The 12,174-nt window shown below is 70.7% G+C and carries 10 protein-coding genes; 4 read left to right on the plus strand and 6 right to left on the minus strand.

The window, feature by feature from the left end; translation table 11 throughout:
* Nucleotides 1-7: 7 nt before the first annotated feature.
* Together ACFZBT_RS22695 and ACFZBT_RS22700 are read right to left on the minus strand one after the other, a co-directional pair.
* Nucleotides 8-817: a transferase gene (locus ACFZBT_RS22695; protein ID WP_391106164.1), complete on the minus strand. Its 810-nt coding sequence runs from the start codon at nucleotides 815-817 to the stop codon at nucleotides 8-10.
* Nucleotides 814-2,079: a glycosyltransferase gene (locus ACFZBT_RS22700; protein WP_391106166.1), complete on the minus strand. Its 1,266-nt coding sequence runs from the start codon at nucleotides 2,077-2,079 to the stop codon at nucleotides 814-816. The genes ACFZBT_RS22695 and ACFZBT_RS22700 overlap by 4 nt, the downstream gene beginning before the upstream one ends.
* A gap of 218 nt (nucleotides 2,080-2,297) precedes the next feature.
* Between ACFZBT_RS22700 and ACFZBT_RS22705 the strand changes: the two genes are divergently transcribed.
* Together ACFZBT_RS22705 and ACFZBT_RS22710 are read left to right on the plus strand one after the other, a co-directional pair.
* Nucleotides 2,298-4,016 carry a VanW family protein gene (locus ACFZBT_RS22705; protein WP_391106168.1) on the plus strand — a complete coding sequence of 573 codons (1,719 nt, stop codon included), beginning with the start codon at nucleotides 2,298-2,300 and terminating at the stop codon, nucleotides 4,014-4,016.
* 115 nt (nucleotides 4,017-4,131) lie between these two features.
* Entirely contained in the window at nucleotides 4,132-5,511 is a 1,380-nt protein-coding gene (locus tag ACFZBT_RS22710) for a Tat pathway signal sequence domain protein (protein WP_391106170.1), read from the plus strand.
* Nucleotides 5,512-5,560: 49 nt separating this feature from the next.
* Here the strand turns inward: ACFZBT_RS22710 and ACFZBT_RS22715 are convergent, their stop codons facing one another.
* From ACFZBT_RS22715 to ACFZBT_RS22725, 3 genes are all read right to left on the minus strand, one after another.
* Nucleotides 5,561-6,334, minus strand: coding sequence for a carbonic anhydrase (locus ACFZBT_RS22715; RefSeq protein WP_391106172.1), 774 nt, complete (start codon nucleotides 6,332-6,334; stop codon nucleotides 5,561-5,563).
* Between the two features lie 165 nt (nucleotides 6,335-6,499).
* Nucleotides 6,500-8,719 carry a catalase/peroxidase HPI gene (gene katG / locus ACFZBT_RS22720; protein ID WP_391106174.1) on the minus strand — a complete coding sequence of 740 codons (2,220 nt, stop codon included), beginning with the start codon at nucleotides 8,717-8,719 and terminating at the stop codon, nucleotides 6,500-6,502.
* A gap of 51 nt (nucleotides 8,720-8,770) precedes the next feature.
* Nucleotides 8,771-9,208: a Fur family transcriptional regulator gene (locus ACFZBT_RS22725; RefSeq protein ID WP_184586573.1), complete on the minus strand. Its 438-nt coding sequence runs from the start codon at nucleotides 9,206-9,208 to the stop codon at nucleotides 8,771-8,773.
* Nucleotides 9,209-9,497: 289 nt separating this feature from the next.
* Between ACFZBT_RS22725 and ACFZBT_RS22730 the strand changes: the two genes are divergently transcribed.
* A complete protein-coding gene (locus ACFZBT_RS22730) occupies nucleotides 9,498-9,680 on the plus strand; it encodes a hypothetical protein (RefSeq protein WP_391106177.1) in 183 nt (60 codons plus the stop codon).
* A gap of 7 nt (nucleotides 9,681-9,687) precedes the next feature.
* Here the strand turns inward: ACFZBT_RS22730 and ACFZBT_RS22735 are convergent, their stop codons facing one another.
* Nucleotides 9,688-10,569 (minus strand): hypothetical protein, encoded by an 882-nt coding sequence (locus ACFZBT_RS22735; RefSeq protein WP_391106179.1) that lies wholly within the window; start codon nucleotides 10,567-10,569, stop codon nucleotides 9,688-9,690.
* 146 nt (nucleotides 10,570-10,715) lie between these two features.
* Here ACFZBT_RS22735 and ACFZBT_RS22740 point away from each other — a divergent pair, with 146 nt between their 5' ends.
* Nucleotides 10,716-12,161 carry a glyceraldehyde-3-phosphate dehydrogenase gene (locus tag ACFZBT_RS22740; protein ID WP_391106181.1) on the plus strand — a complete coding sequence of 482 codons (1,446 nt, stop codon included), beginning with the start codon at nucleotides 10,716-10,718 and terminating at the stop codon, nucleotides 12,159-12,161.
* The last annotated feature ends 13 nt before the right edge of the window (nucleotides 12,162-12,174 follow it).

The following is a 12,174-nucleotide window of genomic DNA, read 5'->3' on the forward strand; positions in this document are numbered from 1 at the left end:
ATTCGGCTTACGTCATCTCGATCGCGAGATCGTTGTCGACGGTGTAGTAGGGACGCGCCGCAGTTCCGTCCGCGGTGATCGCCGGATAGACGTATACGTGCTTGCGGTCCGCCACGTCGTCGAGGAGCCGGCCGATCCTGATCGGCCGCGCGTCGGCGGTGGGCCGGACGAAGGCGTCCCAGAACCGGCCCGCTCCCCCACCGTCGACCGTCAGGTCCTTCCGGTCGGCGGTGAAGGAGAAGCCCTTGCCGTCCTCGGCGATCCGGGGGCGCAGGCTCCGTACGGTGTCGCTGCCGCGCAGGCGCAGCCGCACGGTGGCGTCCTCGTGGAGGCGGGCGCCGTGCAGGCGGGCCTCGACCGTGACGGCCCGGTCGGTGACATCGATGGTGCGGGCCTCGGCGTGGGCGGTGCGCAGCCAGGCCCGCAGGGCGAGGAAGCCGTCCTTCGTGACGTAGGGGATCCGGACGGTGATGGGCGAGGGCCGGTCGCGGAGGTGTCCGTCGATGAGGACGCGCAGATCCCGCAGGCCGGGGCGCAGCCGCTGTCGTTCGGCTCCCGGTTCCGGCAGGAGATAGAGGTCCCAGCGGCCTTCGTCGAGGGTCTGGCGCGGTTCCAGCGCGGTGTGCCATCCGCCGTCGGCCGGGTCGGGTTCCAGTCCGAGGTGGTGGCGGGTCGTCTCGGGCCTGCCCTTCTTGGGGCGCAGCACCAGGAGCAGCTGGGGGCGGGCGGCCTGGGAAGGGGGGAGGCGGAAGGTGATCCGGCCGTCCGTGTCGACGGCGCAGTCGGTGCGCGGGGAGGTGTCGTGGTGCTTGCTCATCGTTGTCCCTTCCGTATCGCGCGCAGGGCGCCGGCGGCAGCGGTGTGGGCGAGGTCGCGGGCGGCGTGGCCGCGGCCGGCCAGCGGACTGTCCGTACGGCGGTGCTGCCCGGTGGCCCGCCGGCCTGTGTTCTTGGCCGTCATGGCCTCGTCGATGATGCGTTCGGCCTGTGCGACGACGGGGCCCGGGGCGAAGCGGTGGGCGTTCTCCAGGGCGGTGCGGCCCATGCGGCGGCGGCGTTCGTCGTCACCTACGAGTTCCAGCAGGGCCGAGGCGAGGGCGTCGCGGTCTCCGACCGGCACCAGCCGGCCGTCGGCTCCGTCCTTGATGATCTCGCCGGGGCCGTAGGGGCAGTCGGTGCTGACGACGGGCAGCCCGCAGCGCATCGCCTCGACGATGGTCATGCCGAACGGCTCGAAGTCGGACGTGGCCGCGGCGATCGAGGCCTTGGCCCATTCGGCCTCCATGGGGGTGGCGGCCCCCATCAGGAACACGTTGTTCCACAGGCCGAGGCGCTCGATGAGCTGCCGCAGGGCGGGCTGCTCCTCGCCCTTGCCGTAGATGCGCAGCTGCCAGTCCGGGTGCGCTGCGGCGACCTGGGCGAACGCCTCGATGAGGAGGTCGTAGCGCTTCACCCGCACGAGCCGGCCGGCGGCGATCACGATCTTGGCGGTGCCGTCGGCGGGAGGCAGCGCGGGGTCGGGGACGCTGTTCGGGAGGGCCTCCACATGGACGCCGGGCAGCCACATCTTGCGCCGGTAGGCGGCGGCGTCCGCTTCGGTGACGGTGGTGACGACGTCGAGCCGGCGGTAGGCGCGGCGCAGCGCGGTGCGCAGCCGCGGGGAGTGGTTGTCCAGGGTGAGGTGCTCCTGGCCGACGCGCAGGACGTGATGCGGGGCCTGGCGGGCGATGTGCACGTTGAGGCCCGGGCGGGTGCCGATGACGACGTCGGCGTCGAGCGACGCGAGGTGCTCGCCGATCCGCTGGTCGGTCAGCTCGCTGTACTGGTGGTGGCGGTACTCGGCGGGCGGGTACACCCGCGCCGGTCTCCGGTGCAGCGGATGGTCCGCTTCCTTGCGCAGGTCCACCAGCGGCCGCAGCCGCACCCCGGGGTGCGGGGTGAGGTTGGGGTCCTCCCGGTGGCGTAAGGCGGAGACGATCTCCACGTCGTGCCGCTCGGCGAGTGCCCCGGCCAGGTTGAACGTGGTGGTGATCGTGCCTCCGATTCCGTAGGCGTTGTGGATCAGGAAAGAGATCTTCATGGTGGCCTAGACCGCGTCAACGACCGGTTCGTTGTTCGTCGTTACCACTCTGTGGCCGTGCGGTGCAGGGTGGGCTTTCCCGCCGGTTCCGACGTGATCTCGGACATAAGTGGTCTGGGCCATACCGGTTTGCCGCCCGGTTGTGGATAGCTTGATGTGTTTGCCCGCAGCAGTGTCGCGTCATCGGGTGCACCCTCGTATCGATCTTCAGGAGACCCATGCGCCCCCGAATAACCTCTGTTCCACGCATCACGTCCCTCCCGCCCTTCGCCCTGGCCGGCGGCGCGCTGGCCGTGGGGGTGGGCGGTCTGTATCTCGCGGGGCTGATGCTCACGGGCGGGGAGATCGACACCGGCACGACCGTGCGCGGGGTGGAGATCGGAGGGCTGAGCCGCGCGGAGGCGGTGCGGAAGCTGGATCGGCACCTGGGCGCGGACGGCGCGCGGGACCTGCCCGTGAAGGTCGGGGAGCGCACGGGCACGGTCGATCCGCGGCGCGCCGGGCTCTCCTTCGACGTCCGGGAGACCGTCGACCGGGCGGCGCGCACCGGTGCCGATCCGCTCAGCGTGTTCGGCGGGTTCTTCCGCTCGGGCGGTGTGATCGAGCCGGTCGTACGCCTGGACGAGGACAAGGCCCGGGCAGCCCTCGGGCGGCTGGCGAAGGGGCTCGACCAGAAGGTCCGTGACGGTGCCGTCTCCTTCGACGGCGGGCGGGTCGAGGATGTCGCAGCGCGCACGGGGTACGCGCTGGACGTGAACGCCGCGGTCACTCCCCTGCGCGACTCCTTCCTGCGCGGGGACGCCGGCGCGGTCACGTCGCTGCCCGTCCGGGAGACGCGGCCGAAGGTCACGGCCGACGAGGTCGGGCGGGCGGTGCGTACCTTCGCGGAGCCGGCCGTGTCGGCGCCCGTCACGCTCACCGCGGGCGGCAAGCGGTTCACGGTCGGCCCGGACGTGCTGGGCGAGCATCTGACGATGCGGCCGGACGCCGGGGGCAGACTGAGACCGGAGCTCGACGCCAAGGGGCTGCGCACCGACCCCGCTGTGGCCGGCCCGCTCGACGACGTCACCACCACCGCCGAGAACGCCAGGCTGAGCGCGGACGGCGAGGAGGTCGTGGTCGCCGAGGACGCCAGGGTGGGCCGGGAGGTCACCGACAAGGCGCTGGGCAAGGCGGTGCTGCCGCTGCTCACGCGATCGGGCGTCGACCGCGACGGCGAGGTGGCCGTACGCGAGACGCAGCCGGAGGTGACCCGGGAGAACGCCCCGGAGCTGGGGCTGACGGAGAAGATGTCCTCCTTCACGGTCCACTTCGAACCGGCCGAGTACCGCACGAAGAACATCGGCAGGGCGGTGGAACTCATCAACGGCTCCGTCGTCAGCCCGGACGAGACGTGGAGCTTCAACCGGACCGTCGGCGAGCGCACCGAGGCGAACGGCTTCGTCGAGGGCATCATCATCCTCGACGACAAGTTCACCAAGGCGTCCGGCGGCGGCGTCTCCGCCGTGGCGACGACCATGTACAACGCCCTGTTCTTCGCCGGGGTCAAGCCCGTGGAGCACGGCGCGCACTCCTTCTACATCGAGCGCTACCCGGAGGGCCGCGAGGCCACGGTCGCCTGGGGCAGCCTGGACCTGAGATTCACCAACGACTCCGGCAAGGCGATCTACATCCAGGCGGAGTCCACGGACACGTCCGTGACCGTCAGCTTCCTCGGCACCCGCGAGTACGACGAGATCAAGTCGGTCAAGGGGCCGCGCACCCAGGTGAAGAAGCCGTCGAAGAAGGTGAGCAAGGACAAGGAGTGCGTGCCGCAGACGCCGCTCGAAGGGTTCGACGTCACCGTGGAGCGGGTCTTCTACAACGACGGCAGGGAAGTGAAGCGGGAGCCGTACCGCACCCACTACACCCCGCGTGACGAGATCGTGTGCGAGTGATCCACCCGTCGTTCGTCTTCACTTGGAACTCTCCTTTCCTGCCGGGGCGTTGACCCCTCCCTGAGGCGTCAGCAGAATGAGCGCGCAGTGCTGAGAGCGCTCTCAAGGGAGATCCATGACTGGCAGACAAGGCCCGGCGTTCAGCCGGCGTTCGCTCATCGGTGCCGGACTCGGCATCAGTGCCCTGGGGCTTGCCGCGGCCGGCTCGGGACAGGCCGTGGCGGCCGGCACCGGCCGGGGATCGGCCCCGGCTCGGGGGCGGGCCTTCCTCGCGGCGGCCATGGACGCCTACCCCGACCACGGCGGCATCCGGCTGACCCAGAGCTACACCGACCAGGCCGGACTGTTCAGCACCGCGTTCACCTACGACAACGCCCTGGCGATCCTGGCCCACCTCGCGGCCCGGACCCCGGGTGGTCTCAGCAGGGCCATGGCGTTGGGTGACGCCCTGCTCTACGCCCAGTCCCACGACCCGGCGTACGACGACGGCAGGCTCCGGCAGGCCTACAACGTCGGGCCGTACACCTTCTACGACGGCTCACGGCAGCCCGACGGATTCGTACGGGCGGACGGCAGCGCCAACGTCGGTACGCAGTTCGGCTTCACCGGCACGGCGGTGGGCGACATGGCCTGGGCGGGGATCGCGCTGAGCGCCCTCGCCAGCCGCACCAAGGCGCGCCGCTTCCTCGCCGGTGCCGTACGCATCGGCGAGTGGATCGAGCGCACCGGGCGGACCGACGAGCCGCTCGGCGGCTACAAGTTCGGGGTGGACGGGGAGAACCAGAAGCTGCCGTTCACCTCCACCGAGCACAACACGGACCTGGTGTGTCTCTTCGGCAGGCTCGCCCGGCTCACCGGGGACCGGGTGTGGCGGGAGCGGCGCGGGCGGGCCGAGGCGTTCGTGCGGAGGATGTGGGAGCCGTCCGGGGGCTTCTTCTACACCGGCACGAACGACGGAGTGACCGTCAACAAGTCCCCGGTCCCGGAGGACACACAGACCTGGACCCATCTCGCGCTCGGTTCCGCCGGCCGTGGCTCCTCGCGTTCGCTGGACTGGGCCGCGGCCGAGCTCGCCGTTCTGGACCATGCCGGGCGCAGGAACAGCACGGTGCCCGCGGGGCAGTCGTACGAGGGGGTCACCTTCAGCTCGGCGAGCCTCGTGGCCAACGAGGACGCGCCGATCGCCGAGGGCCAGCCCAGACCCGACCGCGACGCGGTGTGGTTCGAGGGGACGGCTCACCTGGCGCTCGCCCTGCGGGACCGTGGTGACGAGGCACGCGCCCGGCGCCTGATCGCCTCGATCGAGCAGGCCCAGGATCTGCTGGGCGGAGGTCAGACCGTCGGCGGCAAGGCCCTCCCCGAGCGGGCCGGAGTCGTATCCGCGAGCAGTCCGCTGGACACCGGGTTCGGCTTCGGCTACTACCCGTACCGGCACACGGGGGCGACCGCCTGGTACCTGATGGCGGCGGCGCGCTTCAATCCGCTGCAGGCGTGACGGCCTGCCTGCCCGGTCCGCCGAGACGTGTGGCGGACCGGGCAGCTTCTCAACGGACGGGGCGGACGGTCTGGTCGGTCAGTTCGTAGCGGGCGCCCACGATCGCCAGCCTGCCGGTGGTGATCCTGGCCGCGAGGTCGGGCTCCGCTTCCAGCTTGGAGCGGACGAGCCTGACATTCGCGTCGACGGTCGCGTCGATGCGGGCGTCGCCTTCCTTGCCGTGGTCTATGGCCGGGCTTATCTGGTCGGCCAGGTACTGGATGTGCGCGGGCAGGTGGCTCCCGGACCCCTCGGCCTCGACAGCGGCACGCACCGCGCCGCACGACTGGTGCCCGAGCACGACGACCAGGGGTATGCCGAGTTCCAGGACGCCGTAGGCGACGCTGCCGAGCACTGCCTCGTCCAGGACCTCACCGGCCGTGCGGACGGTCATCAGGTCACCCAGTCCCTGGTCGAAGACCAGCTCCGGGGGGACGCGGGAGTCGATGCAGCCGAGCACGACCGCGAAGGGGTGCTGAGCTGTGGCCAACGTGCGCCGGATCTCCGGGGTTTCGTGCGGGTGGCGTTCGCGGTAGGCGCGCCAGCGGCGGTTGCCCGCCGCCAGCTCTTTGAGGGCTTCGGCCGGGGTGCCGGGCCGTGCGCCTCGGGTGGGGGCGGCGGTGGCCGGCCGGGCGGCGCCGAGGCCCGCGCCGAGGGCTGCGGCCCCGGTCAGCGCGGTGCGCAGGAGAGTGCGGCGGACGGTGCCACCGGTGGTGGGCCGTGGACCGGCGAAGGGGTGCGGTTCACGGCCGGCGCCTCTGTGGGCAGCGGAATCTGTGTTCACGACCAGAACGTACGCCCGGATGTGCGCCCGGCCGCGTTCCTTGCCGTTTCATGGTGAGAGTTGGGTAAGTGATGTTCTTACCTTGAACGGTCTTTGACGGTCTCTCAGGAAAAAAGCAGGACGCCCCCGGGCCGATCCGGGGGCGTCCTGTTCAGGCGGGGGTGATCAGACCAGGTCGAACCGGTCCAGGTTCATGACCTTGACCCACGCGGCGACGAAGTCGTTCACGAACTTCTCCTTCGCGTCGTCGCTCGCGTAGACCTCGGCGAGCGCGCGCAGCTCGGAGTTCGAGCCGAAGACCAGGTCGGCGCGGCTGCCGGCCCACTTGACCTCGCCGGTGGCGGTGTCGCGGCCCTCGAACGTGGTCTGGTCCTCGGACGTCGACTTCCACTCGGTGCCCAGGTCGAGCAGGTTGACGAAGAAGTCGTTCGTCAGCGAGCCGGGCGTCTTGGTGAAGGCGCCGAGCTGGGACTGCTGGTAGTTGGCGCCCAGGACGCGCAGGCCGCCGACCAGGACGGTCATCTCGGGAGCGCTCAGGGTGAGCAGGTTCGCCCTGTCGAGCAGCAGGAACTCGGCCGGCAGGCGGTTGCCCTTGCCGTGGTAGTTGCGGAACCCGTCGGCGGTGGGCTCGAGCGCCTCGAAGGACTCGGCGTCCGTGTGCTCCTCCGTCGCGTCCACCCGGCCCGCGGCGAAGGGAACCTGCACCTGGAAGCCGGCTTCCTTGGCGGCCTTCTCGACGGCGGCGGAGCCACCGAGGACGATCAGGTCGGCCAGGGAGACCTTCTTCGCGCCGGAGTTGAACTCCTCCTGGATGCCTTCCAGGACGCGCAGGACCTGCGCGAGCTCGTCGGGCTCGTTGACCTCCCAGCCGCGCTGCGGCTGCAGGCGGATGCGGGCGCCGTTGGCACCGCCGCGCTTGTCGCTGCCGCGGAAGGTGGACGCCGAGGCCCACGCGGTGGACACCAGCTGCGAGACGGAAAGGCCCGACTCGAGGAGCTTGGTCTTCAGGGTCTCGATGTCCTCGGCGCCGATGGTCTCGCCCTCGGCCTCGGGCAGCGGGTCCTGCCAGATCAGCGTCTCCGCCGGGACCTCCGGGCCGAGGTACAGGGACTTCGGGCCCATGTCACGGTGGGTCAGCTTGAACCAGGCGCGGGCGAAGGCGTCCGCGAACTCCTGCGGGTTCTCGTAGAACCGGCGGGAGATGGGCTCGTAGATCGGGTCGAAGCGCAGCGACAGGTCGGTGGTGAGCATCTTCGGGCGGTGCTTCTTCGACGAGTCGTGCGCGTCCGGGACGATCTCCGGGGCGTCCTTGGCGACCCACTGGTTGGCGCCGGCCGGGCTCTGCTCGAGCTCGTACTCGAACTCGAAGAGGTTCTTGAAGAAGCCGTTGCTCCACTGGGTGGGCGTGGTGGTCCAGGTGACCTCCAGGCCGGAGGTGATGGCGTCGCCGCCCTTGCCCGTGCCGTAGGTGCTGCGCCAGCCGAGGCCCTGCTCCTCCATGGAGGCGGCCTCGGGGTCGGCGCCGACGTTGTCGGCGGGGCCGGCACCGTGGGTCTTGCCGAAGGTGTGGCCACCGGCGATGAGGGCGACGGTCTCCTCGTCGTTCATCGCCATGCGGCGGAACGTCTCACGGATGTCGCGGGCCGCGGCGATCGGGTCCGGGTTGCCGTTCGGACCCTCGGGGTTGACGTAGATCAGGCCCATCTGGACCGCGCCGAGGGGGTTCTCCAGCTCGCGGTCGCCGGTGTAGCGCTTGTCGTCGAGCCAGGTGGTCTCGGGGCCCCAGTAGACGTCCTCCTCGGCCTCCCAGACGTCGGCGCGGCCGCCGGCGAAGCCGAAGGTCTCGAAGCCCATCTGCTCCAGGGCGACGTTGCCGGTGAGGATCAGGAGGTCGGCCCAGGAGATGGACTGGCCGTACTTCTTCTTGACCGGCCACAGCAGACGGCGGGCCTTGTCGAGATTGCCGTTGTCCGGCCAGCTGTTGAGCGGGGCGAAGCGCTGCTGGCCGGCGCCGGCGCCGCCGCGGCCGTCGCTGATGCGGTAGGTGCCGGCGCTGTGCCAGGCCATACGGATCATCAGCGGGCCGTAGTTGCCGAAGTCGGCGGGCCACCAGTCCTGCGAGGTCGTCAGTACCTCGGCGATGTCCTGTTTGACGGCGTCGAGGTCGAGGTTCTTGAAGGCCTCGGCGTAATCGAAGTCCCCACCGAGCGGGTTGGCCACCTCGGGGTTCTTGGCAAGGATCTTCAGGTTGAGCCGCTCGGGCCACCACTGGCGGTTGCCGCCGCCCTGGGTCGGGTGCAGGGCGCGGCCGTGCGCGACCGGGCAGCCGCCTCCCGTCTCCTCCGACTTGGAGTCGGTGACGATCGCGTCGTGGTTCTCAGTCATGGAAATCCTTCCGGACGGGGTGGATCACAGTGCTCGGGTGGATCACATTGCTCAGGAACTGCGTGCGGTGGAACAGGCGGGGCACAGGCCCCAGTAGATGACCTCGGCCTCGTCGACGGCGAAGCCGCGGTCGTCGGACGCGGTCAGACAAGGGGCGTGGCCGACCGCGCAGTCGACGTCGGCGACGGCTCCGCACGACCGGCAGACGAGGTGGTGGTGGTTGTCACCGACCCGCCCTTCGTAGAGGGCCGGGCTGTTCGGGGGGTCGAGGCGGCGTATGAGGCCTGCCGCGGTGAGTGCGTGGAGCCCTTCGTACACGGCTTGGACGGAGATGTGGCCCACGCGGCCGCGGACCTCGGAGGCGATCGCCTCGGCTCCGAGGTGGTCACCGTCCCGCACGGTCTCGAGCAGCGCGACACGGGCGGCCGTCACCCGCAGGCCGGCACCGCGGAGCTCTTCGGCGGTGGTCGGGTTCCGGGATGCGGTCATGCCGGACAACCTAACGGCACAAACACGACTGGTTCAAGAAAACGAACGGTTCAATTTTGGTGTCGTGTTCGTGAGGCCTTGTGTGGCGGGCTTCATCGCAGGTTTGTGAACTCCGTCACAGCGATTGTGTCGTGGGGTGCCGTCGGCGGAGGTCAGCCGCGTCCGTGGCGTGTCAGCACCGCTCGTGCCGTCGCGGCCATGACCTCGTCGACCGGTCTTGGGGGTTGGTCCGGTGCACGGCCTCCCAGTCGAGATCCCACTCGCGCAGCCGCCCGGCGCGCAGGGTGAGATGACGACGTCCGCCCGGGCGACGAGGCGGTGGGGCCCCACCGCGCGGGCGGCGTCGCCCGCGCCCGGCGGGCGACGTGGACGACGTCCGCGCGAGCACCAGCGGTTCATCTTCCGCTGGGCCTTCGCCACCACGCTTGTGATGACCGCCGGCGCCCTCGCCACCGGCGCTCTCTCCCTCTGACGGAGGCTCAGGCGTTCGTGGAGGTCAGGCGTTCGAGCTTGGCGGTGGCCGTGGCGGCCTTGCGATCGGCCTCGCGGACGCGGCGGTCCGCCGTGCGCGCCCGTTCCCGGTCCGACCGCTGGGCGAAGCGGGCCTGCTCGTGCTCGCCCCTGGTGCGTTCCAGTTCCTCGGTGAGCTCGCCGACACGTCGCCGGAGGCGGTCCTCCTGCTCCTTCGCCTCCTGTACGGCCCGGCCGGCGGCCGCCGCCTCGTCCCGCAGTGCCCGGAGCTCCCGCTCGGCGGCCTCGGCGGCCCGCCGGGCCTCGGCCAGCCGCCGGCGCTCCCCGTCCGCCTTCCCGTTCGAGCGGGAAGGGGCAGCCGATGCAGACGGGCGACGCTCGGCCCCGGCGCCCCGCGTGACGGCTCGCTCCCCGACGACCGGGAAGCCGACGGTGGCGCTGAGCGGCTTGACCAGCCGGCCGCTCGCCCAGATCCGGGCGGCTTCGGGGTCGGCCAGGACGGCGTGCAGGGTGTTCTCGACCTCGCGCAGCACGCCGTCGCCGACCGGGTGACCGGCCTCCAGGGCGAGCTGCCGGGCCTGGGCGGACAGGGCGCGGACGATCGCGTGCTGCTGCCGGCTCAGCTCGCGCAGCTGGGGGCCGTCCAGGTCGTGGTGGGCCTGCCGCAGGCCCTCCCCCAGGCGGAGCAGGGACTCGACCTCGCCGGGGAGACCGCGGACCAGGAGGTTGCCCACCCAGGCCGCGAGGCTGGGCCTGCGCAACGCGCCGATCCGCTCGGCCAGGTCCCGGTCACCGGCGGTACGGGCGGCGGCGACGGCGGATGCGCGGGCCGCGGTGAACTCCTCCGGCCGCAGGGCGTACAGCTCGTCGGCCACGGCGTCGTACTCCATGAGCGTCCCTTTCGCGCGGAAGCTCCGTTTCGATCGTCTCAGGCCACGTCGGCTGCGGCTCGCGGAAGGATCCGGAGGCACCCCCTTCATGATCGGGAAATCGACGGTTTAACATATGAGCGCCGCCTAGCTCGAAAGATGGATCTGTGACTGTCAACGACGACTCGTTCACCAATTGGAAGCACCGCGAGGAGATCGCGGAGTCGATGATCCCGATCATCGGGAAGCTGCACCGGGAGCAGGACGTGACCGTCCTGCTGCACAGCCGCTCCCTGGTGAACAAGTCGGTGGTCAGCATCCTCAAGACCCACCGGTTCGCCCGCCAGATCGCGGGCGCGGAGCTCTCCGTCACCGAGACGCTGCCGTTCCTCACGACCCTGGCCGAGCTCGACCTCGGTCCGTCGCAGATCGACATCGGCATGCTCGCCGCGACGTACCGCGAGGACGACCGCGGTCTGTCGATCGCGGAGTTCACCGCCGAGGCCGTCGCCGGTGCCACCGGGGCCAACAAGATCGAGCGCCGCGAGGGGCGTGACGTCGTCCTCTACGGGTTCGGCCGCATCGGCCGGCTCGTGGCCCGGCTGCTCATCGAGAAGTCCGGCTCGGGCAACGGTCTGCGGCTGCGGGCCATCGTCGTCCGCGGCGGGGGCGAGGAGGACATCGTCAAGCGCGCCTCGCTGCTGCGCCGCGACTCGATCCACGGCCAGTTCCAGGGCACGATCACCGTCGACGAGGCGAACAGCACGATCGTCGCCAACGGCAACGAGATCAAGGTCATCTACGCGAACGACCCGTCCGAGGTCGACTACACGGCGTACGGCATCAAGGACGCCATCCTCATCGACAACACCGGCAAGTGGCGCGACCGCGAGGGCCTGTCGCAGCACCTGCGCCCCGGGATCGACAAGGTCGTGCTGACCGCGCCAGGCAAGGGCGACGTCCCGAACATCGTGCACGGCGTCAACCACGACACGATCAAGCCGGACGAGCAGATCCTGTCCTGCGCGTCGTGCACCACGAACGCGCTGGTGCCGCCGCTGAAGGCGATGGACGACGAGTTCGGGGTCCAGCGGGGCCACGTGGAGACCGTCCACTCGTTCACCAACGACCAGAACCTGCTGGACAACTACCACAAGTCCGAGCGCCGGGGCCGCAGCGCGCCGCTCAACATGGTCATCACCGAGACCGGTGCCGCCTCCGCCGTCTCCAAGGCGCTGCCCGAGCTGAAGGCGAAGATCACCGGCAGCTCCATCCGGGTGCCGGTGCCGGACGTCTCCATCGCGATCCTCAATCTGCAGCTCGCGCGCGAGACCACCCGCCAGGAGGTGCTCGACTACCTCCGTGAGGTCTCCCTGACCTCGCCACTGAAGCGCCAGATCGACTTCATCAGCGCCCCGGACGCGGTCTCCAGCGACTTCATCGGCTCGCGCCACGCCTCGATCGTCGACGCCGGCGCGACCAAGGTCGAGGGCGACAACGCGATCCTCTACCTCTGGTACGACAACGAGTTCGGCTACTCGTGCCAGGTCATCCGTGTCGTGCAGCACGTGTCCGGCGTGGAGTACCCGACGTACCCGGCTCCGGCGGTCTGATCCCGGCCGGCGA

Source organism: Streptomyces sp. NPDC008137 (assembly GCF_042957035.1).
GTDB lineage: Bacteria > Actinomycetota > Actinomycetes > Streptomycetales > Streptomycetaceae > Streptomyces.

What these genes read in the sequence shown, in the direction of transcription:
- ACFZBT_RS22705 (WP_391106168.1), top strand. Translation starts at nt 2,298, where the DNA reads ATGCGCCCCCGAATAACCTCTGTTCCACGCATCACGTCCCTCCCGCCC.
- ACFZBT_RS22695 (WP_391106164.1), bottom strand. Translation starts at nt 817, where the DNA reads ATGAGCAAGCACCACGACACCTCCCCGCGCACCGACTGCGCCGTCGAC.
- ACFZBT_RS22710 (WP_391106170.1), top strand. Translation starts at nt 4,132, where the DNA reads ATGACTGGCAGACAAGGCCCGGCGTTCAGCCGGCGTTCGCTCATCGGT.
- ACFZBT_RS22700 (WP_391106166.1), bottom strand. Translation starts at nt 2,079, where the DNA reads ATGAAGATCTCTTTCCTGATCCACAACGCCTACGGAATCGGAGGCACG.
- ACFZBT_RS22730 (WP_391106177.1), top strand. Translation starts at nt 9,498, where the DNA reads ATGACGACGTCCGCCCGGGCGACGAGGCGGTGGGGCCCCACCGCGCGG.
- katG (WP_391106174.1), bottom strand. Translation starts at nt 8,719, where the DNA reads ATGACTGAGAACCACGACGCGATCGTCACCGACTCCAAGTCGGAGGAG.
- ACFZBT_RS22725 (WP_184586573.1), bottom strand. Translation starts at nt 9,208, where the DNA reads ATGACCGCATCCCGGAACCCGACCACCGCCGAAGAGCTCCGCGGTGCC.
- ACFZBT_RS22735 (WP_391106179.1), bottom strand. Translation starts at nt 10,569, where the DNA reads ATGGAGTACGACGCCGTGGCCGACGAGCTGTACGCCCTGCGGCCGGAG.